This window comes from Streptomyces nitrosporeus, from assembly GCF_008704555.1.
Taxonomy (GTDB): domain Bacteria; phylum Actinomycetota; class Actinomycetes; order Streptomycetales; family Streptomycetaceae; genus Streptomyces; species Streptomyces nitrosporeus.
The window spans coordinates 2,003,984-2,028,380 of sequence record NZ_CP023702.1; the positions used below are offsets into that span (position 1 = coordinate 2,003,984).

Genomic DNA, 24,397 nt, shown 5'->3' on the forward strand with positions numbered 1-24,397 from the left:
CGTGCTCATCGTCGTCACCGGCCCGCCAGGCGCGGGGAAGAGCAGCTACATCCGGGCCCACGCCAAGGCTTCCGACATCGTCATCGACCTCGACCTCATGGCCCTCGCCATGGCCGGCCCCGGCGCCGACCACCACGACCACCACCCCGTGCTACTCCGCGTAGTCCACCGGGCCCGGCAAGCAGCCATCCACGAGGCCGAACGCCACCTCGACCAGGTCGACGTCTACCTCATCCACACCATGCCCCAGGCCAAGGCCCGCGCGCACTACAAGCGCCTCGGCGCGAAGGTGGTCACCGTCGACCCCGGCGAGCACATCGTTCGCCAGAGGGTCCGCGACATGCGCCAGCCCGCCATGGAGGCCGTCGTCACCCGCTGGTACCGCGACCGCCGCAAAGGCGGATCACGCCCCGTCACCAGGCAGGCATCACGCACCTGGTGACCACCGCTCGCGCCCAGCCGACAGCCGCCGGCGGGGAGGAGTGGGACAGAACTTCAGCAGAAGAAGGGGCGACCCAAACGCCCTTGTCGCCCTGTTTTTTGCGCGGCCATTTTCAAAGACGATCTTGACCCGAATTCAAGATCCAACCCAATTAGTGGCGTCACTCTCTGTGACGTGACAGAGGGTGACAGGGGTGGCTCATGATCGCCGACGAGATCGCCGCCGAGCTTGACAAGCTCCGCGTGACCAGCCTCGCTCCCGGCCGAGTTGCTGTCGCGCTCAAGCTCGCGCGGGCGCTGGACGAGATCGCTGACGGTGACGCTCCGACGTCACAGGCCGTCATCGCTGACAAGCTCGACACGATCATGGCCAAGCTGCGCGCGCTCGCGCCGCCTGCGACGGAGGGGGACGTCCTCGATGACCTCGCTGATCGACGGGCCCAGCGCCGTGGCGCCTGAGCAGCCCTCCGAACTGCGCGGCGCACAGCGCCCGAGGGTCTTCACCGCACCGCCGTACACGTCCTCAGCGGGCCAGGAGGCCGTGGAGCTGGCCGCCTACGCGGGCCTGATGCTCGATGAGTGGCAGCAGTTCGCCATGCACGTCGGCCTCGGGGAGCGCCCGGACGGCTCCTGGTCCTCCTTCGAGGTCGCGGTGAACGTCGCCCGGCAGAACGGCAAGGGCGGGATCATCGAGGCCAGAGAGTTGGCAGGCCTGTTCCTGCTGGGCGAGAAGTTGATCCTCCACTCGGCGCACGAGTTCAAGACCTCGAAAGAGGCGTTCCGGCGCATCGTTGCGCTGGTCACGAACTGTGACAGCCTGCGGAAACGCGTGAAGGCAGTCCGGCAGACGACCGGCGAGGAAGCGATCGAGCTGCTGACCGGACAGCGGCTGCGTTTCCTGGCACGCTCCGGAGGCTCCGGCCGCGGCTTCACCGGCGACTGCAACATGTTCGACGAGGACATGATCCTCGGCGACGACGCGATGGGCGCGCTGATGCCGACCATGGCGGCCGTGGAGAACCCGCAAGTCTGGTACCTGGGCAGTGCGGGGATCGGCTCGCCGTCGCAGCAGCTGGCCCGCCTGCGCCGCCGGGCGCTCGCCGCTGTGGAGCGGGGCGAGCCGGACCCGTCGCTCGCGTACATGGAGTGGTCGATCGACCCGCACGTGCGGGAGTGCCCGCCGGGCTGTACGGACCATGACGACCCGCTGTCACCGCTGTCGGTGGCGAAGGCCAATCCCGCGTTGGGCTACCGGCTGACGCTGGCGCACACGGAGCGGGAGCGGCTGACGATGAGTGACGAGATCTTCGCGCGTGAGCGGCTCGGTGTTGGCGACTACCCCAGCGATGGGGAGGACACGTGGCGGGTCATCGACGAGGACGTGTGGCGGGCCCTGGCGGACGGTACGTCGTCCATGTCGGACCCGGTGGCGTTCGCCCTCGACACGACGCCGGAGCGGTCGCACACGGCGATCTGTGCGGCCGGGGCGAGCGGCGACGCGAAGCACGTGGAGGTCATCGAGCACCGGCCCGGCACCGGGTGGGCGCCGGAGCGGCTGGCCGAGCTGGTCGTGAAGTGGTCACCGTGCGCGGTCGTCATCGACGAGGGCGGCCCGGCCGGGTCGCTGGTCCCCGCCGTGCGCAAGGTGCTGCGGGACGCCGGGCTCACTGAGGACGAGGTCGACGCGCTGCTGCTCGTACCGAAGACCAGGCAGGTTGCCGCGGCGGCCGGCCAGTTCTTCGACGGGGTGGCCGAAGGCGGGATCGTGCACCTGGACCAGGCGCCGTTGGCGACGGCACTGGCGGGCGCGGATAAGCGGCCGATCGGTGACGGTTGGGGCTGGGCCCGGCGCGGGGTGTCCGTGGACATCAGCCCGCTGGTGGGCGTCACGCTCGCCGCGTGGGGCCACGCAGAACGCGCCGACGTCGAGCCGGAGGGGGCACCGAACCTGTGGTGACCGGGCTGCTCAACGTGCTGGAAGTGCTGTTCGTGCTGGCCGTGGTCGGCGGGCTGGCGATGTGGTCGGTGCCGGCCGGGTTGATCCTGGCCGGTGTGCTGGGTGTGGTGGCGGTGGAGCGTGAGCAGGCGCGGCGGAGGGAGGCGGGATGAGCCTCTTCGGATTGTTCGAGCGCAGGGCCACGGTGGAGTCCCCCACGACGCCGCTGACGTCCTCGTCGCTGGCCGAGCTGCTGGGCGGCGGCGGGCCGCTGAAAGCCGGTGTGACGGTCACGGAGACCGGCTCCCTGCGGATGCCCGCGGTGTGGCGGGCGGTGTCCGTCGTGGCGAACGTCAGCGCGTCGCTGCCGCTGCACACGTACACGGTCGGCACGAAGGATAAGGTGTCCGTCGACCTGCTGGAGAACCCGCACCCGGAGCTGACCCGCTTCGAGCTGTGGCGGCTGGTGTACGTACACCGGCTGCTGTGGGGCAACGCCTACCTACAGAAGATCACCAACGGGGCCGGGGCCGTGGTGCAACTGTGGCCGATCCGCCCGGACCGTGTGCAGGTCGACCGTGAGCGGCCGTCCGAGGACAACCCCTCGGGCAAGGTGTTTTGGATCCAGGCGGAGGACGGCGCGCGGGTGCGGCGTACGCCGAAGGAGATCCTGCACCTGCCGGCGCTGGGGTACGACGGGGTCACCGGGTGCTCGCCGATCCGGGCGGCGGCCGAGGGGATCGGGCTGGGCATCGCGGCGGAGAGGTCCGCGGCGAAGCTGTACGGCTCGGGCAACATGATCTCGGGCGTCTTGCAGACCGAGCAGCGGCTGAACGCCGAGCAGGCGGCGGCGCTGAAGGCGAACTGGCGGGCGAAGATGGGCGGCTCGCAGGCCGCGCACGATGTGGCGGTTCTGGACTCTGGGGCGTCGTTCCAGCCGGTGGCGATGCCGTACAAGGACAGCCAGTTCCTCGAATCGAGGATGTTCCAGGTGACCGAGGTGGCGCGCATGTTCGGCGTTCCGCCGTTCCTGCTGATGGCCACCGAGAAGAGCACGTCATGGGGCACGGGGCTGGAGCAGCAGGCGCAGGGGTTCGTGACGTGGGACCTCGCGCCGACGTGGCTGACGCCGACCGAGCAGCGGGTCACGAAGGAACTCCTGCCCAAGACGGTGTACGCGAAATACCAGGTCGGCGGGCTGCTCCGCGGCGATAGCGCGGCGCGCGCCCTTTTCTACCGGGCGATGCGGGACGTCGGCGCCTTCAACGCGGACGACGTTCGGGCGCTGGAGGAGTTGCCGCCGATCCCCGGCGGGGCCGGCCAGATGTACTTGCAGCCGATGGCGATGGCGCCGCTCGGGAGCGATCCGACCACGAGCGAGACGAAGGAGGGCAGCGATGCCGAAGACGACGACTGAGCGCCGCGATCTGTCCCTCGCCACGGCAGGGCTCCAGGTCCGGGCGGCCGACGGCGGGGGCCCGGGGTTCACCGGGCACGCGGCGGTGTTCAACTCCCGTACTGCGATCGGTAACCCGTTGACCTGGGGGTTCTACGAGGAGATCGCGGCCGGGGCGTTCACGAAGACGATCAGCGAGGGTGATGCCCGGATGCTGGTGGACCACGACACCCGCATGGTGGTGTCGCGGGTGTCGGCCGGGTCGCTGCGGCTCTCGCAGGACCAGGTGGGGTTGGCGGTCGACGCGGACCTCTACACGGAGCTGTCGTACGTGAGCGACCTCGTGGTGAACCTTCGGAACAAGAACATCACCGGGATGTCCTTCGGGTTCCGGGTCGTGAAGGACGACTGGGAGCCGGTGGAGATCGAGACGGTCGACGGCGACAAGGCCGAGGCCGAGCTGCGGATCATCCGCGAGGTGCAGCTTTTCGAGGTGTCCGCCGTGACCTTCCCCGCGTACGAGGACACGGACGCCGGGCTCCGCTCTGTCGGTGTGGCCTTGGCCGCGCGTGGCGACGACGCCGCGTTCGACCGCCGGGCTGCGTACCGGCCCGAGCTTCTGACTTTCCGCCACGAGCCGGGCCCCGCGCCCACTCGGGGTGGTGACGCAACCCAGCCGGGAGAGACCACTGGGGGCCGTCAGGCGATGCGCATGGAGGCGCTCGCCGCCCGCTACCTGCTTGCCAGGTAGCTGCTCTCACAACCCGTTCCCAGCCCCTCGCCAATGGCGGTGGGGCTACTCGTGCTGGGAGGCACAATGCCCAACCTTCAGACCCTGCTCGACAAGCGGGCGACCGCCTGGGCGCAGGCGCAGGAGTTCCAGTCCCGCGGCGACGACAAGCCGCTGACGGCCGAGGACCGGTCCGCGTGGGACGCGGCCCTCGCCGACGTCGAGCAGCTGTCCAAGGACATCGAGACCGAGGAGCGTCACCAGCGCCTCGCGTCCGTCGACTACTCGCAGATCGTCACCCCCGGGGCGGACACCGAGGACGCCGAGGAGGCACGGGCCCGCCACGGCGGTGAGGCCGGTGTCGAGGCGTACACCGCGGCGTACCGGTCGTGGATGCGCGACGGCACCAGCGAGCTGACCGCCGAGGAGCGCACGGTCCTGCGGACCGGCTGGGTCGACGGCAAGGAGCTGCGCGCCCAGGGCGTCGCCACCGGCGCGGCCGGCGGGTACCTGGTGCCACCGGAGTTCCGGGCCAAGATGGTCGAGGCCATGAAGTTCTACGGCGCGATGCGCGACGTGGCCGAGGTCATCACCACGTCGACCGGTGCGACGCTGCCGTGGCCGACGAACGACGACACGGCGAACGTCGGCGCGATCCTCGCCGAGAACAGCCAGGTCACCGAGCAGGACGTGACGATCGGTCAGGCCGACATCGGGGCGTTCATGTACACCTCGAAGCTGGTGCGCGTCAGCCTTCAGCTGCTCCAGGACAGCGCGTTCGACATCGAGACCTGGCTGCCCCGGAAGCTCGGCGAGCGCATCGGCCGTATCCAGAACACCCACTTCACTACCGGCACCGGCACGGCCCAGCCGGAGGGCGTCCAGACCAACGCGGTCATCGGGAAGACCGGCGGCACCGGGCAGACCACGTCGGTCACGTATGACGACCTGATCGACCTGATCCACAGCATCGACCCGGCGTACCGGTCCTCCGGCCGGCAGCGGTTCATGCTGAACGACGCCACCCTCGCGTCGGTCCGGAAGCTCAAGGACACGCAGGGCCGCCCGCTGTGGGAGCCGTCGATCCAGGTCGGCGTCCCGGACGGGATCCTCGGCCACGGCTACGTCGTGAACCAGGACATGCCCGTCATGGCGGCGAACGCCAAGAGCATCCTGTTCGGCGACTTCTTCGCGGGCTACCTGATCCGTGACGTCAAGGACGTGCAGATGCTGCGTCTCGCCGAGCGGTACGCGGACTACCTCCAGGTCGGATTCCTCGGGTTCGCCCGGGCGGACGGGACCCCGCAGGACACCGCCGCGTACAAGGCGTACCGCAACTCCGCCACCTGATCGAGGAGAGGACCAACACCATGGCGACCACGCCGAAGAAGGAGGGCACCGACTCCTCGGTGCTCCAGGACAAGCCGGACCCGGCCGCGGCGAAGGCGGGTGACCATGACCGCATCGTCATGGCGTCGCGCCGCGCGGACGGCAGCATGGACCAGGTTGCCCCGGAGTTCATCGGGGACAAGGACGTGGCCATCGCCGCCGCGAAGGAGCAGCTGGCCCAGCAGGCCGCGTCCGCGGTGGACGTCGCGGCCCGCGGGGTGTCCAGCACTCCGGAGGGTGAGGGCTCGTCGGAGCCCGACCCGGACGTCGCGGCGCTGAAGGACGCCCAGGACAAGGCCATTTCGGCGGCCGAGTCCCAGGCCGAGCGGGAGGTCCGCGACCTCCACCAGGGTCTGGGTGACTGATGGCCCGCATCCGACTGCTGACGAGCGTGTCGGGGCCGGGCTTCGTCTGGGTGCCGGGTGAGGTCGTGGACCTGCCCGGCGCCGAGGCGGCGGCGTGGGCCGACGGGGACCGCGCCGTGATGGTCCGCGATGAGCAGCCCGATACCCCGGAAGCCGCCGCGGCCCGGTCGGAGCGGACCCGGAAGCGGCCCGCCCGGCGTGAGACCCGCACCACGTAGAAGGGGACGGCCGTGGCACTCCTCACGCTCGACGAGGCGAAGAAGCAGACCGACGTACGGGGCGACAGCCACGATGCGGAGATCCAGCTGTACATCGACGCGCTGACCGCAGTCATCGAGGGCTACGTAGGCGTGGTGGAGCCCCGGGAGGTCACCGACACTGTGACCGGCCAGGGCCCCGCTGTGGCCCTGCTTCACCCCCCGGTGCTGTCCCTGACGTCTCTCACTCCGACCGAGCCCGGCGGGGCGGCCGTGGACGTGGCCAGGCTGCACGTGGACGGCCCGTCCGGGGTCCTGGCCTACACGGACCGCTCCCGGTTCTGCGGGGGCCCGTGGACGGCCGTCTACCAGGCCGGGCGCCCCGTGGTTCCGCCCACGATCCGGCTCGCGGCGCTGCTGCTGTTCCAGCATCTGTGGCGCACCCGCAACGGACCGGCCCGCGGTGGCGGTGGCTCGGACGACTACAACGTGACCGAGCCCATCCCCGGGTTCGGGTACGCGGTGCCGAACCGGGTGCTGGAGCTGCTGGAGCCGTACAAGCTCGGGCCGGGGATCGGCTGATGGCGACGTCAGCGGTCCCCGCCGCGATTGCCGCGCTGCTTGGTCTGTTCGTGCCGGCCCCGGAGCTGGACGAGGTGCGGGTCATCGACGGGCCGCCGCCGTCCTCGAACTTCGCCGAGGTGGACCGGCTGTATGTCGGCTGGTCCCCCGGGGCCGAGCAGGCGGTGGACATTCAGCAGGAGTTCGCTTCCGCCGGGGCCCGGACCCGGGATGAGAATGCGGCGATCTCCTGCTACATCGAGACTCGTGAGGGCGGCGGCGACATGGCGTGGTGCCGGGCCCGGGTCTTCGAGCTGCTGGCCGTCGTGGAAACCCTGCTCCGGGCCACCGACGGGAACCCGGCCGCGCCGACGCTGGGCGGGGCGGTCCTGTGGTCGGAGCTGACGGCCGGGTCTCTCATCCAGGAACAGAGCCCAGACGGCGCGTATGCCGGGCTCGGCTTCACCGTGGCGTACCGCGCCCGCATCTGATCATCACCAACGAGGAGGAACCCCCATGGCGCGAGTGCGCTACGTCGGGCCGGAGCCGGTCACTGTGCCGGAGCTCGGTGACCGCCGGATCGAGCCGGATGAGCTGGTCGAGGTGCCGGATGCCCGGTACGAGGGCTACGTGTGCCAGCCCGGTACGTGGGAGGCGGTCGAGGATCCGCGGCTGGTCGAGGCCACGGCGAAGAAGACGACCGCGGTGAAGTCCGCGGCGACGAGGGAGGTCTGACATGGCGATCGGGTCCGGGCTCGGCGCCCAGGTCGGCATCGCGGCCGAGACGTCCTACGGCGTGTACGCGGCGCCGACAAAGTTCATCGAGTTCACCAAGGAATCCCTCCAGCTCAAGAAGACCACGGCTCAAAGCGCCGGCATCGCGGCGGGCCGTCTGGTCCCGCTGTCGTCGCGGCGTGTGGTGACGCAGCGGCAGGCGTCCGGGTCGCTGGAGATGGAGGTCACCAACAAGGGCATGGGCGTGCTGCTTCAGACGCTCATGGGTACGACGGTAACCCCGGTGCAGCAGGCGGCGACGTCGGCGTATCTCCAGACGCACATCCTCGCGGACACCGCGGGGAAGAGTCTGGTGATCCAGAAGGGTGTGCCGCTCACGACCGGCGCCGTTACGGACAAGACGTTCCTCGGGTGCAAGGTCATCTCGGCCGAGTTCTCGTGCGAGGTCGGCGGGATGCTGCTGGCCACGTTCGAGATCGACAGCAAGGACTGCGACGAGACGCAGACGCTGGCCGTCGCCACGTATCCGGCCATGTCGCCGTTCCACTTCGGGCAGATGGCGGTGAAGACCGGCGCGTACGGCACGGAGACAGCACTGGACGGGATCCGGAAGGTGTCCCTGAAGATCGAGCGTCCGCAGGCCGTGGAGCGGTTCTACGCCGGGCAGTCCGGGCTGAAGAAGGAGCCGATCTCGAACGACCAGGTGAAGATCACCGGGTCGCTGGAGACCGACTACGTCGCCACGACGCTGGACGACCTGCACACCTCGGACGCCGCGACGTCCCTGGTCTGGGACTTCACCGGTCCGATCATCGAGGGCGCTCATGCCGAGCGCATCACCTTCAAGGTCCCGGCCATCCGTCTGGACGACGCGCCGCCGGTCGTCGAGGGCTTCGACGTCATCAAGCCCACCTACAGCTTTACGGGGCTGTACGACGGTACGAACCCCACGGCCATCGAGTACATGTCCACGGACGTCACCCTGTAGGAGGCCCGTGTGCCGTCCTCTGTGCAGATCCTCGGGACCGGCCAGCTGCTGGAGCTGCAACGGCGCCTTCGGGCGGCCGGCGGCGAGAACATCCGCTCGTCCATGCAGCGGCGTGTCCGGCGTGCGGCCGAGCCGCTGCGGGATGACCTCCAGTCCTCGATTCGGGGCCTGTCGATTCGGTCGGCCGGCCGCGGGTCGGGGAAGCGCGGTGGCCCGTCGCCGACGCGCCGTCCGCTGCGGGCGTCGATCGCTCAGGCGATCCGGATCAGCGTCCGGACCGGCGGCAATCCGGGGGCCCGGGTCTGGGTCGACAAGGGCCGCCTGCCCCCGGACATCCCGATGGGTGTGCTGACCCGCCTGAATGAGGGCCGCCTGCGCCATCCCGTCTTCGGCAACCGCAGCCGCTGGACGCAGCAGACGGCCACCCCGCTGTGGTGGGACGGGCCGGTCCGCCGCCACACCCCCCGCATGCAAGCCGAGGTCGCGCGCGTCCTGGACGACGTGCGCCGCCGACTCGAATAAATAGGAGCACCCCTTGATCATCTCGTATACGCCCGCTGGCGGGGACCCCGAGCGGTACGACGCCCGGACGCTCCGGACGTCGGAGGCGTCGATCGTCGCCCGGACCATCGACAAGACGTGGCCGCAGGTCCGGGAGGGTCTGGCCGAAGACGACCTCGACGCCATGCGGGCGGTGGTGTGGGTCCTGCGGAAGCGACAGGACCCGACGCTGCGGTACGGGGACTTCGACCCTGGCGTCGACGAGCTGACCACCCTCTACGACAAGGATGAAATTGAGGACTGGGTCGACGCCGGCTTCGCGCTGGGGCTCGCCGATCCGGACGTCACCGTAGACCAGGTGGTGGTGGCCCTGAGTGGGGCGCCGAAGAGCGCGGCGGACCCCGATCACGCGCGGGCCTACATCGAGAAGTGCCGGGCCGAGGCCGAGGCGGGAAAAGCCCCCGCGGGCGAGGCCGTGCCGGAGATGGCGGACGCACCCGAGCAGACGAGCTCCTCGCCCTCGACATCCCGGATCTCCGGGCCCAGTACCTCGGACTCTTCGCCCACCTCCTGACCATGCCGCCGACGGTCGTCGATCGGCAGCTGGTCGACGACTTCTACTCGCTCGTCGTCTGGATGGACGCCCACCAGCAGGCCCTGCAATCCGGAGGTGAGTGATGGCTGAGCGGTTGACGTTCGTCCTTGATGGGCGCGACGGGCTGACTCCGGTCCTGCGCCGCGCCGGTGAGAGCGCCGAGGACTTCCGGCGCCGCCTCCAGCGCGCGGCCCGAGGCGCGGACGACGACATCCGCACGTTCACCCGCGGCGCGGACGGCCGCCTCCGCGAACTGAACGGGCGCTTCATCAGCGCCGCAGCTGCCGCGCAGGTCGCCCGCGGTGCGGTGGGCAGCGTCCGGCAGAGCACCGCGGACTGGTCTACGGTCGCGGACCGGGCGTCCACGGCCGGCGGCCGGCTCGTCGCGTCGCTGATCTCGCTCGCACCGGCCGCAATCCCGGTGGCCGCGTCCCTTGCACCGCTCGCGGCCGGCGCCGGGGCGGTCGCGGTGGCGATGGGTGCGGTCGCTGCTGCGGTGGTCCCGCAGATCCTCGCGCTGACGGAGGCTGCCGAGGCGGAGAAGAAGTACACCGACGCGGTCGCCAAGTCGGGGAAGACCTCGCAGGAGGCTGTCACCGCGCAGGTGGAGTACGCGCGGGTGATGGCTGACCTGCCTCCGGCGGCTCGGGAGGCGGCGGCCAGCCTGTCGGTCCTGAAGGACGAGTACAAGGCGTGGTCGGCCAGCCTGTCCGGGGACACTCTGGCCCCGGTCGTCAAGGGGCTGTCCCTGCTCAGCGCGGCTCTGCCCGCGACGACGGGGCTGGTGCGGGGGACATCCCGCGAGTTGGACCGGATGCTCACCATCCTGGCCGGCGGTATGGCGTCTCCCGGGCTCGACGGGCTGAACCGCCGGTTCACCGATTTCGCGACGGGCACCTTGGCCCGGGTCAACACCGCGCTCGTCAACCTGATCCGGACCTCCGATGGTGCGCGGGTGGGCGGCGGGCTGTCCGAGTTCATGGCCTACGCCCGCGCTCAGGGGCCCGTCGTCGCGGACACCCTGGGCAACATCGGGGACGCCCTGAAGAACGTCCTCGTCGGCGCGTCCGGCATCGGGGTGTCGATGCTCGACATCATCCGCGGCCTGTCGGGCATCGCGGCGGCGATCCCTCCCGAGGCCGTCAGTACTGTCCTGCAGCTGGTCGTGGCCCTCAAGCTGGCCCGGATCGCCGCGGCTGGCATGGGCGTTGGGCAGGCCGCACTGGCCGCGTTCACCGCCGAGCTTGTGGCGGTGCGCGCGGCGGCGGCTGCGGCCCCGACTCGGCTGGGTGCGGTGACGGCCGGTATCGGCGCGATGTCCCGGACCGCGAGGTTGGCAGTGGCGGGTGTGGGTCTCGGCCTGCTGGTGTTCACGCTGGAGCAGCTGTCGTCCCGGGGGAAGAATACGGCCCCCGACATCGACAAGCTCTCTGCGTCCATGGGGCGGTTCGCCGACTCCGGGAAGGTCGCAGGCGAGGCGGCCAGGGTCTTCGGTAAGGACCTGAGCAGCCTTTTGGCCTCCCTTCACATCCTCGGCGCCACCACCACCGACGACTTCTTCAAGAAGTTCAAGGACAGTCCTGTCTCGCTGAAGGACGCGAAGAAGGAAGTCGAGGCGCTCGACCAGTCCCTGGCGGGGCTGGTGGGGTCCGGGAAGGCCGACTTGGCGGCGGCTGCCCTGTCCCGGATCCGGGGGCAGATGGGTGAGGCCGGGTACGCGGCGTCTGGTCTGGAGTCCAGGCTCACCGAGTACAAGGAGGCGCTGGAGGGCGCTGCGTTCGAGCAGCAGCTGGCCGCGCAGAGCATGGGCTTGTTCGGTGCGCAGGCGCAGCAGGTGCAGGCGAAGCTGGACGCGCAGAAGGCCAGCGCGGACGGGCTGCGCCAGAGCATCCAGGCTCTGAACGACCAGCACCGTGTTGGCCTGGGCGGGATGATCGGGTTCGAGGCGGCGGTCGATGCTGCGACGGCCGCGATCAAGGGCAACCGTGACGCCCTGTCCATGTCCGGTGGGCAGCTCAACCTCAACAGCGAGAAGGCCCGTACGGCGGCGACCGCGCTGAACGACCTCGCGGCGAAAACCGACGAGGCGGCGGCGCAGGCCCGGCAGTCGGGTGCGTCGTGGTCGACGGTCACCGGGATCTACGCCCGGGGCCGCAGCACCTTGATTCGTACGGCTGACGCCATGGGCCTGAACAGGGCCGAGGCGAAGGCGCTGGCGGATCAGATCCTGCGGACGCCGGACAAGACGGCGAAGCTCAAGGGCAACCTGGAGGATCTCCAGGCGAAGCTGGGGTCCGCGAAGGCCCAGCTGAAGTCGGTCCCGGACTCGCGGCGGGCCAAGGTGCTGGCCGACATCTCCGACCTGAAGAACAAGATCGCGAATGCCGAGCGGGCCTTGGCGAACCTGCGGGACAAGTCGGTCACGATCACCACCCGGTATGTCACGGTCGGCGACTCCAGTGCGGCCCGGAAGGCGGGGTCCTACGGGTCGACGCTGAAGTACGCGTCTGGCGGTCTGGTCGGCTACCCCGGCGGCGGCATGGTGACCGGCCCCGGCACCGGAACGTCGGACAGCATCCTGGCCCAGGTCAGCAACGGCGAGTTCGTCGTGCGGGCCAAGAGCGTCGCGAAGTACGGCGCCCGGTTCCTCGCCGCGATCAACGAGGGCCGCCTCGGCATGGCGAGCACCATGTCGGGTGCGGGCGGCAGCCTGGCCGGTGCTGGTGTGGAGGCGGGTCGTGGCCTGTCCGCTGGGCTGCGTGGTGCAACGGCTGGGGTCGATGCGTCGGCTCGGGTGATGGCGGCGGCGGTGACGGCCGGTGTCCGGGCGGAGCTGGAGATCGCGTCGCCGTCGAAGAAGATGCAGGCCCTGATGAAGGACGTCGGGAAGGGGCTGATCCTCGGTCTGACCGGGTCGAAGGAGAAGATCAAGGCCACCGCGCGGGACCTGGTCGCCGACATCTGGAAGGCGTGGGAGGGCGTCAAGACCAGCAAGGACAGCAAGCTGGTCGCGCTGGTCACGAAGGACACGAAGAAGCTCCAGGCGCTGGCCACCGCGCGGGACAAGATCGCGGCTCGGATCGACGCGGCGAACAAGTACCGGGCGGAGCTGACGTCCAACGCGAAGTCCGCAGCCGGGCTCAGCAACCTGGGTCTGGCAGATGAAGAAGTGACCGCGGGCAGCATTCAGGCCGGGTTGCAGCAGAAGCTCAACAAGATCAACCAGTTCGCCCGGTACATCAAGACGTTGGCCAAGCGGGGTCTCAGCAAGTCCTTGCTCCAGCAGGTGCTGAACATGGGGCCGGACCAGGGGTACGCCTACGCGTCCGCTCTGGCCGGGATGGGGACCTCCGCCCTCAAGGCCATCAACACCACGCAGGGCCACCTCGACAAGGCGGCAAATACGCTGGGTGGCCTGGGTGCGGATGTGATGTACGACAGCGGGAAGAACGCCGGGAAGGGGTACTTGAAGGGGCTGGACTCCCAGCAGGACGCCATCGAGAAGCAGATGGTGAAGATCGCCAAGGCGATGGACAAGGCGATCCGCAAGGCCCTCGGAATCAAGAGCCCGTCCACCGTGGCAGCGGTGTCCGGTGGCTACTTCACCGAGGGCATCGCCAAGGGCGCTGTCGACCAGCTGCCGGTTCTGGACCGGGCGATGGGCGCGGTCGCCGGGCGGATGTCCGGCATGCGGCCGGTCATCGGCCGGCCTGCGGTCGCCGGGGCCGGGGTGGGCGGGGTCGTCTACAACATCAACGTCGTCGTGCATGAGGCGATGGACCCGGTGGCGGTGGGCCGGGAGATGCAGCGGGTCCTGGTGCGGTACGGCCGTGCGCAGGGTGCGACGGTCAGCCTGAACGTGGGGAGGTAGCCGGTGGCAATCCTGGTGGAAATGGGGTGGGGTGGGCTGGTCCAGTACCCGTGGACGATCACGTGGACGGACATCACCCCCCGCGTCGACATGGTGCAGGGGGTGACCATCACCCGGGGTGCGTCGGACGAGCTGTCCGAGACACAGCCCGGGACGGCCACCCTCACCCTGGACAACCAGGACGGGGCGCTCACCCCGGGTAACCCGGACTCGCCGTTCTTCCCGTTCGTGCGGCGCAACGCACCGATCCGGGTCTCCGCCGTGCACTACCCGACCCGGACCGGGAGCGGCCCGTACCCGCTGTCGATGCTGGGCGACGATTTCGACGCGCCCGCCCTGAGCAGCCTGTGGGCCAACGCGTACGGCGGCGCGGGCGCGGCGGGTGGCCGGGCCCGGATCCCGGTCACCCCCGGGGCCGGAGCCGGTCTACAGTCGGTCCGGGAGTGGACCCTCCCCGGCTCCGCTGTCGGCGTGCGCCTGGCCACCCTGCCCGCGGTCAACGGGTCGTCGTCGGTGCGGGTCAACCTGCTGCTGGACAGCCAGACCGCGGGGACCCGACTGGGTTTTCAGTACAACGCGGTCGCCGGAACTCTCCGGTGTATCAGCGAGGTGGGCTTCTCTGACGCCGCGTCGGTGGACCTGCCGTACTCAGGCATCGATCATCTGTGGGTCCGGATCCGGGAGACCTCGGGGGTCGTGTACTGGGAGACGTCCGGGGACGGGTGGGACTGGACGGTTCGCCGCACCATGGCCACCCCGACGTGGGCTGTGTCCAACGTCCTGATGCTGTCGTTCACGGCCGCCCGTACGGGTGGTACCGGGGACTACGTGGAGTGGGACTACCTCGGCGCGGTGATCCGGCCCCGCTTCTACGGCACGGTCAACGAGTGGCCGGTGGCCTGGGAGGGCTTGGCCAGTTCGGTGGCCATCTCGGCGACCGACCTGTTCAAGCGCCTCAACCGCCTGCCGCCGCTGCGGTCGTGCCTCACCGAGGAGATCGTGGCGACGGGGCCGCTCGCCTACTATCCGCTCACCGAGCCCACCGGCAGCACGTCAGCCGGTGACCTGTCCGGCACCACGGCCGGGCCGCTGTCCGTCGTGCAGTTGAGCAGCGGTGGCACTCTCGATCTCGGGGCCGCCCCGGGGCCGGCCGCCGCTTCCGAGGTGCTGCCGCTGTTCACTCCCGTGTCCGCGACGGTCGGGAAGTACCTGGCCTCGGACCTGGGCCAGCAGTTTCAGTCCGCGTCGGGCGCCGGGTGGAACATGATGGAGTGCTGGTTCCAGACCACCACCCCTGGCCGGGTGATCTTCGGGCTGTCGTCCGCCACCACCATCTACCAGCTGGTGTGGTCGCTGAGCGCCACCGGGGCCTTGCAGGTGGAGTCGTCGTACGACGGGTTCCTCAGCAGCCCCATCGTCTACTCCACCGGCAACCTGGCCGACGGGCAGTGGCACCACCTGGCGTACGACGAGGTGCTGCGTCAGGTGTGGATCGACGGGGCCCCGCTCTCTGGCGACCACCCGTGGATCGTGGTGGAGCTGCGGAAGCTGACGGTCGGAGCCTACGCATCTGGCCGCCTCTGGGCCGGGAGCATCGGGCATCTGGCCCTGTATACGGTGCAGCCCAGCGCCCCGATCGGGGCGGTCCTCGCCACCCACTACGAGGCCGGGATGACCGCGTACTCCGGGGAGACAGCGGATCTGCGGGTGGCGCGTCTCGCTCGGTACGCGGGCGTCACCTCCGTGACCGTCCTCGGCGCCCTGCATGATCCGGTGGCCGGGCAGGGTGAGGCCGGCGGGACGGTGGTGTCCCGGCTCCGGGAGGTCGAAGCCACCGAGAGTGGCAGGCTCTACGCCGAGCGGGACTACTTCGGCCTGGCGTACCAGAGCCGGGATCTGCGCTACAACCCCGACAGCGGGGACGAGGCGTTCGCGATCTCGTATGCCGACCTGGAGCCGGGGGTGCAGCTGGCCGACGACGACCAGAAACTCACGAACTCCGTAGAGGCGTCCCGGCCCGGCGGGGCGACACAGCGGGTCGTGGCCCGCAGCAGCATCCTCGCGTACGGGCTGTACGAGAAGCAGCTCACCCTCTTGAAGACGTCGGACAACAGCGTGGTGGACGCTGCGTCCTGGATTGTGTCCAGGTACGCGGACCCGGAGCCGGAGCTGCGAGAGGTACCGATCGAGGCGCACACGATGCCGGAGTACCTCGACATCCTCGACGCCGACATCAGCTCGTACTTCACCGTGTACGACCTGCCAGAGCAGGCCACCGCCGCAGACCTCCGGGTCACGGTCGAGGGCTACACCGAGACCCTCCGCGAGCGCAGCCACGTCATCCAGTTCCGCACCAGTGCATCATCCACCGACTCCGTCTGGGTCATCGGTGACCCCGTCTACGGAATCCTCGGCGGCACCTCCCGACTCGCCTACTGAAAGGGCACCTCATGGCGTCATCTGCCTTGCCTGCCGACGCGATCGTCCAGGCCGAAACGTACTACCTGCCCCCGCCGCCCCGGCGCGGTCAGCCCGCACAGGACTGGTCGCAGGTTCCCGGGGCCGAGCTGATCTACCGGTGGGCGGAGTACCGCCTGTCACGCCGGGTGCCCGTGCCCACCGAGACGGTTCCCGACCACCCCGGGCTGTACGCGCGGATCGACGACGGGCGCTGGCTCGCCGAGTGCGACGCCTGCCGGGCCGCATGGATCGTGTCCGTCCGCGACCCCCGGTTCGGGTGCGTGGAGTGCAAGCGGGACTGGGTGCCACTGATCGTGCCCGAGGACATCGGGGCCGCCGAGCAGGCGGCCCTCGCTCTCGGGGTGTCCCGGTTCTGGTGGCATCCGGACGACCCCCGCAACCCGAACCGTCCGGAGCCGGAGCCGGACCCGGAAGTGCCGGCCGACCCTGACCCGGAGGTGCCGCAGCCGTGACGACCACCCCCCGCACCTGGGCGTCCGGGGAAACCCCGACCGGTGCCACGTTCAACGCTGAAATCCGCGACCAGTGGAACAGCGTGCTGGACGCGTGGACGGCATACACCCCGGCATGGACCGGCGCCACGTCGAACCCCGTCTACGGCAACGCGGTCGTGACGGGCCGGTACATGAAGGTCGGCCGGACCTGCCACGTCCGAATCGACATCAGCATGGGCTCCACCACCACCTACGGATCCGGCGGGTGGGCGCTCAGCCTGCCGTTCACGTCCGCGGCCACAGGTTCGCAGGTGGGTGACGCCCACGTGCTGATGTCCGCGCGGATCGCCGGCCACATCAACGTGGGCGGCGGTGCGACCGTCGGGCAGATCTTCTTCCCGACGTCGGGGAGCCCTCACACCCTGTCGTGGGCGTCGGCCACGGTGCCGGTGACCTGGGCGGCCGGGGCCCGCCTCACGATCGCGCTGACGTACGAGACCGCCACCTGACCCACCCGCACACCGCCCGCTCCGCGCCGCCCGGCCGGGGCTTCTGCATGTCTGGAGGACCGTATGGCCTGGTATCCGAGGGCCAAAAAGTACGAGCTGCAACCGGAGTCGGACAGCCAGCCCGCGATCAGGCCGACGCAGTTCATCGTCCACTCGATCATCGCCCCGTGGACCGCGAAGCGGGTCTACGAGTACTGGCGGGACAGCACGAATCTGGAGTCCCACTTCGCCCTCGGGTACGAGGGCGATCTCGGGCAGTTCATCGGGACGGAGACCCGGGCCGACGCGAACGCGGGGGCAAACCGGCGGCCGGACGGCTCGGGTGCGGTGAGTATCGAGACCGCATCGAACCTCCAGGGCTCGGACCCGTGGACGGATGCCCAGGTGGAGGAGCTGATCCGGCTCGGGGTGTGGCTGCACCAGATGCACGGCATCCCGCTGCGGATCTGCCGCACGCACAGCGACCCGGGGATGGGCTGGCACTCGATGTTCCCCCAGTGGTCGACGTCGGGCACCGCGTGCCCGGGCAAGGCCCGCATCAAGCAGTTCCGCGAGGTGGTGTTTCCGGGGATCGTCGCCCGCGCCACCGGCAAGACCCCCGCGCCCACCACCCCACCGAAGGAGACCACCGCCGTGCCGCTGAGCACCGACGACGTCAAGAAGATCTGGACCACCGACGGCATCCTGCCGTCGCCGTCCACGGCCGCGAAGGGCAACACCCACTGGACCGCGGACAGCTACGTTCGCGACATCCACGCCCGAGTCCGAGCTCTGCAGGGCTCGCTGGACGCCACCACCGCGACGGTGCGGACACTGGCCGAGGCGCTCGCCACCCGCAACACCGCGGTCGACGTGGACGCGCTGATCGCCCGAATCGAGACCCGCCTGGAAGACGTCCGCGTGCGCCTGGAAATGGAGAACTGACCGTGACCGATCCCCTGCTCCCGTCCACCGAGACCGTCATCAAGGGCGCCCGCACCTACGCCCGCGACCTGGCCGAGCGCGTCATCGCGACGTTCCTGCAGGCGTTCGTCGGCGGGCTGGTGCTGACCACGCCGTTCGACATCGGCATGTGGCAGGCCGCCGCCGTCGGTGGGGTCGGTGCCGCGCTGTCCCTGGTGAAGGGTCTCGTCGCCCGGTGGCGGGCCGTCACCCACTCCGCGTCCCTGGCCCGGGGCGTCTGAACCACCTCGTACCAGGAGGAACGCACGTGGACGCTGCGACGCTCGCCGCCGTCGGGACCATCGTCGTCGGGCTCGCAGCGGCCGCGGCTGCTCTGATCGGACAACGCACCAACGCGAGGGCTACCCACCAGGGTGCGGTCATGACCGGGTACGGCGGCCTGGTCGACAACCTCCAGGAGGAGCGCGACGCCCTCCGCCGCGAGCGGGACGAGCTGCGCGCCGAACTCACCGCCGCTTACGCCGAGCTGGCCAACGAGCGTGCTGAGAGGGCCGACCGGGCCGCACTCCAGGCGCAGATCGCCCGGCTGGAGACCGAAATCGCCGACCGCGACCGACAGATCGCTGACCTACGGAGGACCACCCCGTGACCCGCCACCGCCCCGAAGGGATTCTGGCCCGCCGCTGGCGGTCGCTTGCCGTCGCCGCCGTCCTCGCTGTGCTGTCCGGTGCGATCGTCCTGGTCTGGCTGCGCATTGACGCCGAAGCGCAGCGCACCGCGAACGTCGCAGCCGAGGCGGACCGGCGCGGCGATGCAGTGTCAACGCTGGCGACGGACGTGCGGACGCTCCGCGCGCAGATTACGGCGGAGGGCGGGACGCCGGCGGCCCCGGACCCGGCGGCCGCGGTGGATGACCTCCGGGACCGGGCGGCGGTGCCGGTGCCGGTTCCGGGGCCGGCTGGCCCGTCCGGCCCGGCGGGGCCGCGCGGGGAGCAGGGGGTACCGGGGCGGTCGGTGCCCCCGGTACCCGGTACGGACGGGGTGGACGGGGCCGCGGGGGTGGCGGGTCCTGCTGGCCCACCTGGTCCAGCTGGCCCGGCTGGTCCTCCGGGCCCGGAGGGTGTGGCTGGGCCGGCGGGGCCGCCCGGTGCGGATGGCCGGGACGGTGCGGCCGGCCCGGCCTGCCCTGACGGGTACAGCCTTCAGCCGCCGCCCGGGGATCCGGACGCGCTGGTGTGCCGGCGGACGGGCGCCCCGGAGGAGCCACCGCCGACGACTGCCCCGCAGGTGGCTGCGCTGCTGGAGCGCCGCCGCCCGTGAACGTGTACGCCCCCTGCCTGGCCATGCGCCGGGCAGGGGGCTCTTTGTCGTACCTGGGCTCAGGTGCCGGGTGCCCGGTCCGCAAGGACTTCGCGGCCTCGGTCGGCGATGCTCTTCACCGTGGGTGCGGACAGCCCGATCTTCTTGGAGAGGATGGCGTTTCCGCCGCGCCCCATGGCGTTGATGGCCGTGGCGAAGGCGACCTGTCGGGCGACGGTGGCCGCCTTGTAGGCGGCTTCGGCCTGGAGGTAGGCGGCGTGGGCCTTTTCGGCCTGCTCCTCGGCCTGTGCGCCGGTGTCGTGCCGGTTGATGATCTCCCAGTAGGTGGTGGAGTCGATGTCGTCCACGCTGTTGGTGACGCCAGCTTCGGCAAGGTCGTCGAGGATCGCGTCCAGGTCGAAGGAGTCGATGTTGCCGTCGAGGGTGAGGTGGACCTGGTCGGCGATGTCGGTGCGGTTCATGGGTTCCCCCGGTGTTTGCGGGAGGCCGTTCCTCCCGACACCCAGAACATTAGGGGGTACCTAACAAAAAAGCAAGGGGGTACCTAATTTTCCCAGTCAGGCGTCAGCCTCGGGGTGCCGGGCCGTCACTTTGCGGGTGCCCGTAAAGCGACAGCCGTTTTCACCTTCGCGACACCGCGAAGGCGATCACTCTTCCGGGTGCCGGACGGCCCGCTTCGGCGCCGCCTCGACTTCGTACCGGGACGTCCCGGTCGCTTCCGCGTGGGCGGTGATCGCCGCCTGCACCGCGGCCGCGGTGGGCACGGTCAGCCGGTGCTCCTGCACCTCCACCCATGCCGCGCGTTCCAGCTCGATCAGTTCGTCAGAGAGTTCGATTGCCACCGCGGGATCCTACGCCCGGTCCCAGAAATTCACGCCCGCGACCCTCCAGCCAGCCACCTCTCCTCGTACGCTGGCAGCCCGACGTCGCGCACTGGGGGCAGCATGAGCACACACCACCACGTTGGCGAGCGCATCCGGGAGCTCCGCAAAGTGCGGCAGCTCAGCGTGCGGCAGCTCGCCGAGCGGGTCACCATCTCGGTCAGCCTGCTGGAGAAGGTCGAGTCCGGCCGACGCACCCCGTCACCGGGGCTCGTCGCCCAGCTCGCCCGCGCGCTGGCTGTCGGCCCGGACCGACTGACCGGCCAGCCCTACATCAACGGGGGCGAAACCGAGGATCAAATCCAATCCGTCATCCCGGAGCTCCGCCGGATCCTCCTCACCTACGACAACCCCGACACCCTGGACGTCGCACCACGACCGCTCGCTGTTCTGGCTGCCGAAATGGACCACGTCGCGCAGATGCGGCAGGACGGGCAGTACGCCCCGATGGGGCCGCTCCTCCCGGGGCTGCTGGCCGAGCTCACACACGTGGCCCTGGCGTCCCGGGGCGAAGAGCAGCAGCGGGCGTTCTGGTGGCTGGCCCGCGGCTACCGGGCCACGAACTCGCTCGCGCACAAGTTGGGCTACCACGACCTGAGCCTCACCGCGGTGGAGCGGGTGCACTGGGCGGCGGACCGGTCCGGTGACCCGCTCATGCAGGTCACCGCCGCGTACCTCAAGAGCGGCGCCATGATCCGCATGGGTGCGTACGCTTCCGCCCGCCGTCTCCTCGAGGGCCTGGAGCAGGAGATCGAGCGCCTGGCGCCCGAGGCGTCGCTGACGGAGGCACAGATCGCGGTACAGGGCGCCGTTTTGCTGAAGCTGGCGATCCTCGAAGCGCGCGACGGGCAGCCGGGCCGGGCGGCGCAGCGGCTGGCCGAGGCCCGCGCGGCGGCCGGCCTCCTGCCCGGTGACAGCACCCACTACGAGATGTCCTTCGGCCCGACGAACGTACGGATCCACGAAGCAGCATCCATGATCGACTCCGGGGACACCGAGCGGGCCCTGGCCCGGCTGCGGGAGTGGGGGGCCGAGCAGGACCGTACGGAGTGGGAGCTCCCGACCGGCATTGCGAAGGAACGGGCGTCGCACCACCACATCGACATCGCGGCCGCCCGTCTGGCAGAGGGCGACCGACAGGGGGCGTACGCGGATCTGGCGGTGGCGCGGGGAATCAGCCCGGCGCACACCCGGTATCACCCGACGGTGCGGCACACGGCGGCCGCGCTGGTGCGGATGGACCGGCACCAGGATGACCGGCTGGCTGCATTCGCGCGCCGGGCTGGCGTCTGATGGTCTGTCAAGCGGTTCGGTGAAAATCCATCCGCACACATTGTGCGCGGGCCGCACCTTGCTGTGAGCGATGATCCCCTCACTCATCCGCGAGTGAGGGGATCACTCATGCATGCCACGATCACCGCCGAGACCTGGCTGGCCGAGGCGGACCCGGACGGAGGGCACGCTGCGCGTTGGCTGCGGGCCGCCCGCTTAGTTGTTCTTCCTCTCGGTCGGCGTTGGTGCGCCGTGATGGCGCCGGCACATGACGGCCTGGCCGCGGCCGCCGGCGTTCAGGGCCCCACCATCCACGACCCGGTCGGGCGCAGCGTGTTCTTCCTCGTGCCCGTCGCCACCCCATGGGCCGACGACCTCGGCACCCGTCTGCTGGGCGAGGGGCACTGGCTGACAGTGCCGAGTCCTTCCGTCCTCGAGCCACCGGGTTCGTACTGGATTTCCCCTCCGGACGGCTCTGGCCTGTTGGTCGACCCCGTGCGACTGCATGCCGCGCTCGCGGCCCGGCACAGTGGAGGGCGGTCCTGATGGCCACCACTATCTCCCGGCCGGAGGCCGCGTACCGGCGGTATGTTCGGCACCCCGAGACGTGCGGCACCTGCCTGGCCGGTAGACCGTGCGTCACGGCCATACGACTGGGCCGCGCCTGGCGGGAGTCCCGCCGGTGAGCGCCGGTGAAGCGCGGGCCATAGCTCTGGCCGCCGCGTACCGGGGATATATCGCGCACCTTGACGGGTGCGCGGCCTGCCGCACCACCGCGTGCACGGAGGGTGCAGACCTACGGGCCGCCTACATCGAGGCCGAGGAGGATTTCGGCGAGTGACCGGAAAGAAGCGTCCCCGCTCGCGCCCGCGCCCCGCGCCTTCGGATCCCGTGCTCGCGAATCTGATCTGGCTGCAGCAGACCCGCGAAGCCCGCCTCGCTGAGGCCCGCGCCCTCGACCGGGCTCGGGCCCGGCGCTGACTCCCTGCCCGCGGCCGCCGCCGATCCGGCCGCGGGCAGGGCTACTCCCCGACCAAGTCCGAGAGGGGCACGCCGATCGCGTCGGCGATCCGGATCAGGGAGTCCAGCCGCGGGCTGGCGTGGCCCTGCTCGATGCGGTTGTACGAGTCGAGCCCAATCCCGGAGCGAAGGGCCGCCTTCTCCTGCGTGAGGTTCGCGTACAGCCGTGCGGCACGGATGCGGTCGCCGATGGCACGGCGGCGGGCGAGGACCCGCTCGTTGGGCATCGGCTGGTGGTACACCTGCCCACGGTCGCGGGCACCATGATCATTTGTCTTTAGGGTTGACCATAAAACTAACGATCATGCAGGATGCGAGAGCCGGAATACTCCGCTCCCCTTAACGGCCCTCCGCTGTACGCTCCCCAGGCTGCACGGAAGGCACAGCGCCCCCGCCATCACGGCGGGGGCGCACCTACTTCCACTCAATCCGGATCGACTCCGGATCCCAGTACCCACCACCCGGCTGCCGACCCACCCGAGCCGGCAAAATCGTCACCGTCATGAGATATGCCACAGCCGCACGCCGTCGGGACAGATCCATCTCGTTCCACACCGCATCCGGGTCGTCAGCATCTACGAGCGCTGCCACCGGATTCACCGTGACCGCCCGCGACATCGTCGCCTCAGCCGCGGCGAGACGGGCGCGGGCAGTTTCGGACGCCACCCGGTACGAGCGCATGTCCATGGCTCCTGAGCCGAGCGCAGATGCCAGCTCGTCCAGCGTGGCCCGGGCCTCCCGCATATCCCGTTGCGCTCCACGGACATCGACAGGGTTCTCGCGCTGCGCAAGAAGGTCCGCAGCGTCCGGCTGAGCCAGCCGGTCCAGAAGCGCCAGTTGCACCGCATCGTCAACCAGGTCTCGGCGGCGGGACAGATGCTTCTTGTCCCGGCAGGTATACGCCCCCCAGTACCGCGTGTCCGACCCGGGGTTCCGGGAGTTCGACGTGGCGGCCCGCATCGTCGTGCCGTCCGCACAGAGCCCGCAAAGGTACACCCCAGACCCCAGGTACTTACGTTCGTTGCCCGGGGCAAGTCGCCGGGCCGGGTCGGTAAGGACCGCGCACACGGACCGCCAGGTTCCCTCGTCCAGCGGCGCAGGCCACTGTCCTGCCCCTACCTCCTCGCCACGGTGCTGAACGATGCCGGCATTTCGGGGGCGCAGGAGCATGCTGCGGACCTCAGGTCCCTTCCAAGTGCTGCCGGTGCTGGTCTTGATCCCCCGGGCTTCCCAGCCTGCTGCGAGGGACCGCAGTGACGCGCCCGCGAGGATGGACTGGGCGGCTTCCCGGATGCAGTCGAACTCGAACTCGATGGGGGACATGCCGTCCTTCTCCCACCCGAAGGGGCGACGTCCCCCGAAGTGCTGCCCCTTGGCGGCCATCTCGTCACGCTTCCTGCGCTGCCGCTCCACCATGCGCTCAACCTCGTACCGGGCCTGCACGCCGAGCTGCCGGGCGATCATCCGGCCGGTGGCGGTGGTGAGGTCCAGGTGACCGGCCTTCACCGTCCGCGTCTCGACCCGGCGGGGTTCACACACGTCGATGTACTCCTCCAGCTCGGCCGGGGAGCGGTGGAGCCGGTCTGTATGCCAGGCCAGGACGGTGCCTGCACGCCCGTCTCGCAGGTCGTCGAGCATCCGCCGGTAGTCGGGGCGTGGCTTGCCGGAGTAGGCGCTCAGGTCGTTGTCCTCATAAACCTCGACCACCTGAAGGCCGAGTTGCTCGGCCAGCTCCTCGCAGTCCTCGCGCTGGCGGGTGACACCGAGGCCGGCGCCTTCGCGGTCGCGGCTGATGCGGCAGTAGATGACGGCGCGCTGACGTCCGCCTGCGGCTGTGTCGATGGCGGCTCGGAGAGTGGGGCTCATGCCCAC

Annotated in this window: 29 protein-coding genes; 25 read left to right on the top strand and 4 right to left on the bottom strand. The window is 70.3% G+C overall.

Features of this window, described 5'->3' with window-relative positions:
* Position 1 precedes the first annotated feature (1 nt).
* From CP967_RS08550 to CP967_RS08650, 22 genes are all read left to right on the top strand, one after another.
* A complete protein-coding gene (locus CP967_RS08550) occupies positions 2-442 on the top strand; it encodes an ATP-binding protein (protein ID WP_150487387.1) in 441 nt (146 codons plus the stop codon).
* Between the two features lie 200 nt (positions 443-642).
* The gene (locus tag CP967_RS08555; protein ID WP_150487388.1) at positions 643-900 is read left to right on the top strand and encodes a hypothetical protein; all 258 of its coding nucleotides are present in this window, start codon (positions 643-645) and stop codon (positions 898-900) included.
* A complete protein-coding gene (locus CP967_RS08560) occupies positions 860-2,398 on the top strand; it encodes a terminase (RefSeq protein WP_150487389.1) in 1,539 nt (512 codons plus the stop codon). Before CP967_RS08555 ends, CP967_RS08560 begins: the two co-directional genes overlap by 41 nt.
* Positions 2,395-2,550 carry a hypothetical protein gene (locus tag CP967_RS33925; RefSeq protein ID WP_167535350.1) on the top strand — a complete coding sequence of 52 codons (156 nt, stop codon included), beginning with the start codon at positions 2,395-2,397 and terminating at the stop codon, positions 2,548-2,550. The genes CP967_RS08560 and CP967_RS33925 overlap by 4 nt, the downstream gene beginning before the upstream one ends.
* The gene (locus CP967_RS08565; protein ID WP_150487390.1) at positions 2,547-3,794 is read left to right on the top strand and encodes a phage portal protein; all 1,248 of its coding nucleotides are present in this window, start codon (positions 2,547-2,549) and stop codon (positions 3,792-3,794) included. The genes CP967_RS33925 and CP967_RS08565 overlap by 4 nt, the downstream gene beginning before the upstream one ends.
* Positions 3,775-4,524 carry an HK97 family phage prohead protease gene (locus tag CP967_RS08570; RefSeq protein WP_150487391.1) on the top strand — a complete coding sequence of 250 codons (750 nt, stop codon included), beginning with the start codon at positions 3,775-3,777 and terminating at the stop codon, positions 4,522-4,524. Before CP967_RS08565 ends, CP967_RS08570 begins: the two co-directional genes overlap by 20 nt.
* A 66-nt stretch (positions 4,525-4,590) precedes the next feature.
* The gene (locus CP967_RS08575) at positions 4,591-5,853 is read left to right on the top strand and encodes a phage major capsid protein (RefSeq protein ID WP_150487392.1); all 1,263 of its coding nucleotides are present in this window, start codon (positions 4,591-4,593) and stop codon (positions 5,851-5,853) included.
* A 20-nt stretch (positions 5,854-5,873) separates the two neighbouring features.
* Positions 5,874-6,257, top strand: a complete 384-nt coding sequence (locus tag CP967_RS08580) for a hypothetical protein (RefSeq protein WP_150487393.1) — start codon at positions 5,874-5,876, stop codon at positions 6,255-6,257.
* Complete coding sequence (locus CP967_RS08585; RefSeq protein ID WP_150487394.1) at positions 6,257-6,475, top strand: hypothetical protein; 219 nt, start codon at positions 6,257-6,259, stop codon at positions 6,473-6,475. The genes CP967_RS08580 and CP967_RS08585 overlap by 1 nt, the downstream gene beginning before the upstream one ends.
* Positions 6,476-6,487: 12 nt before the next feature.
* Entirely contained in the window at positions 6,488-7,036 is a 549-nt protein-coding gene (locus CP967_RS08590) for a head-tail connector protein (RefSeq protein ID WP_150487395.1), read from the top strand.
* Positions 7,036-7,506: a hypothetical protein gene (locus CP967_RS08595; RefSeq protein WP_150487396.1), complete on the top strand. Its 471-nt coding sequence runs from the start codon at positions 7,036-7,038 to the stop codon at positions 7,504-7,506. Before CP967_RS08590 ends, CP967_RS08595 begins: the two co-directional genes overlap by 1 nt.
* Before the next feature lie 25 nt (positions 7,507-7,531).
* Complete coding sequence (locus CP967_RS08600) at positions 7,532-7,750, top strand: hypothetical protein (RefSeq protein WP_150487397.1); 219 nt, start codon at positions 7,532-7,534, stop codon at positions 7,748-7,750.
* A gap of 1 nt (position 7,751) precedes the next feature.
* Positions 7,752-8,738 (top strand): phage tail tube protein, encoded by a 987-nt coding sequence (locus CP967_RS08605; protein WP_150487398.1) that lies wholly within the window; start codon positions 7,752-7,754, stop codon positions 8,736-8,738.
* A 9-nt stretch (positions 8,739-8,747) separates the two neighbouring features.
* Positions 8,748-9,260: a hypothetical protein gene (locus CP967_RS08610; protein WP_150487399.1), complete on the top strand. Its 513-nt coding sequence runs from the start codon at positions 8,748-8,750 to the stop codon at positions 9,258-9,260.
* Between the two features lie 13 nt (positions 9,261-9,273).
* Positions 9,274-9,813, top strand: a complete 540-nt coding sequence (locus CP967_RS08615) for a hypothetical protein (protein ID WP_150487400.1) — start codon at positions 9,274-9,276, stop codon at positions 9,811-9,813.
* A gap of 103 nt (positions 9,814-9,916) precedes the next feature.
* A complete protein-coding gene (locus CP967_RS08620; protein WP_150487401.1) occupies positions 9,917-13,705 on the top strand; it encodes a hypothetical protein in 3,789 nt (1,262 codons plus the stop codon).
* A 3-nt stretch (positions 13,706-13,708) separates the two neighbouring features.
* Entirely contained in the window at positions 13,709-16,144 is a 2,436-nt protein-coding gene (locus CP967_RS08625) for a LamG domain-containing protein (RefSeq protein ID WP_150487402.1), read from the top strand.
* 11 nt (positions 16,145-16,155) lie between these two features.
* The gene (locus CP967_RS08630) at positions 16,156-16,638 is read left to right on the top strand and encodes a hypothetical protein (RefSeq protein ID WP_150487403.1); all 483 of its coding nucleotides are present in this window, start codon (positions 16,156-16,158) and stop codon (positions 16,636-16,638) included.
* Positions 16,635-17,129, top strand: coding sequence for a hypothetical protein (locus CP967_RS08635; RefSeq protein ID WP_150487404.1), 495 nt, complete (start codon positions 16,635-16,637; stop codon positions 17,127-17,129). Before CP967_RS08630 ends, CP967_RS08635 begins: the two co-directional genes overlap by 4 nt.
* 63 nt (positions 17,130-17,192) lie before the next feature.
* Entirely contained in the window at positions 17,193-18,053 is an 861-nt protein-coding gene (locus tag CP967_RS08640) for a peptidoglycan recognition protein family protein (protein ID WP_150487405.1), read from the top strand.
* A gap of 2 nt (positions 18,054-18,055) precedes the next feature.
* Entirely contained in the window at positions 18,056-18,313 is a 258-nt protein-coding gene (locus CP967_RS08645; protein WP_150487406.1) for a hypothetical protein, read from the top strand.
* Positions 18,314-18,339: 26 nt separating this feature from the next.
* Positions 18,340-18,681, top strand: coding sequence for a hypothetical protein (locus CP967_RS08650; protein ID WP_150487407.1), 342 nt, complete (start codon positions 18,340-18,342; stop codon positions 18,679-18,681).
* 730 nt (positions 18,682-19,411) lie between these two features.
* Here CP967_RS08650 and CP967_RS08660 read toward each other — a convergent pair.
* Both CP967_RS08660 and CP967_RS08665 read right to left on the bottom strand, forming a co-directional pair.
* Positions 19,412-19,813, bottom strand: coding sequence for a hypothetical protein (locus CP967_RS08660; protein ID WP_150487409.1), 402 nt, complete (start codon positions 19,811-19,813; stop codon positions 19,412-19,414).
* Positions 19,814-19,999: 186 nt separating this feature from the next.
* Positions 20,000-20,194 carry a hypothetical protein gene (locus CP967_RS08665; RefSeq protein WP_150487410.1) on the bottom strand — a complete coding sequence of 65 codons (195 nt, stop codon included), beginning with the start codon at positions 20,192-20,194 and terminating at the stop codon, positions 20,000-20,002.
* 102 nt (positions 20,195-20,296) lie between these two features.
* Here CP967_RS08665 and CP967_RS08670 point away from each other — a divergent pair, with 102 nt between their 5' ends.
* The 3 genes from CP967_RS08670 to CP967_RS33930 all read left to right on the top strand — a co-directional run bounded on the left by CP967_RS08670 (position 20,297) and on the right by CP967_RS33930 (position 22,346).
* On the top strand, positions 20,297-21,526 hold the full coding sequence (locus tag CP967_RS08670; protein ID WP_150487411.1) for a helix-turn-helix domain-containing protein: 1,230 nt from the start codon (positions 20,297-20,299) through the stop codon (positions 21,524-21,526).
* A gap of 108 nt (positions 21,527-21,634) precedes the next feature.
* Positions 21,635-22,051 (top strand): hypothetical protein, encoded by a 417-nt coding sequence (locus CP967_RS08675; RefSeq protein WP_150487412.1) that lies wholly within the window; start codon positions 21,635-21,637, stop codon positions 22,049-22,051.
* Positions 22,052-22,187: 136 nt separating this feature from the next.
* On the top strand, positions 22,188-22,346 hold the full coding sequence (locus tag CP967_RS33930; protein ID WP_167535351.1) for a hypothetical protein: 159 nt from the start codon (positions 22,188-22,190) through the stop codon (positions 22,344-22,346).
* A 181-nt stretch (positions 22,347-22,527) separates the two neighbouring features.
* On the opposite strand, the gene CP967_RS08680 is transcribed toward CP967_RS33930, so the two are convergent.
* Positions 22,528-22,752: a helix-turn-helix domain-containing protein gene (locus CP967_RS08680; protein WP_150487413.1), complete on the bottom strand. Its 225-nt coding sequence runs from the start codon at positions 22,750-22,752 to the stop codon at positions 22,528-22,530.
* Between the two features lie 187 nt (positions 22,753-22,939).
* Positions 22,940-24,391 carry a recombinase family protein gene (locus tag CP967_RS08685; RefSeq protein WP_150487414.1) on the bottom strand — a complete coding sequence of 484 codons (1,452 nt, stop codon included), beginning with the start codon at positions 24,389-24,391 and terminating at the stop codon, positions 22,940-22,942.
* Positions 24,392-24,397: the final 6 nt, after the last annotated feature.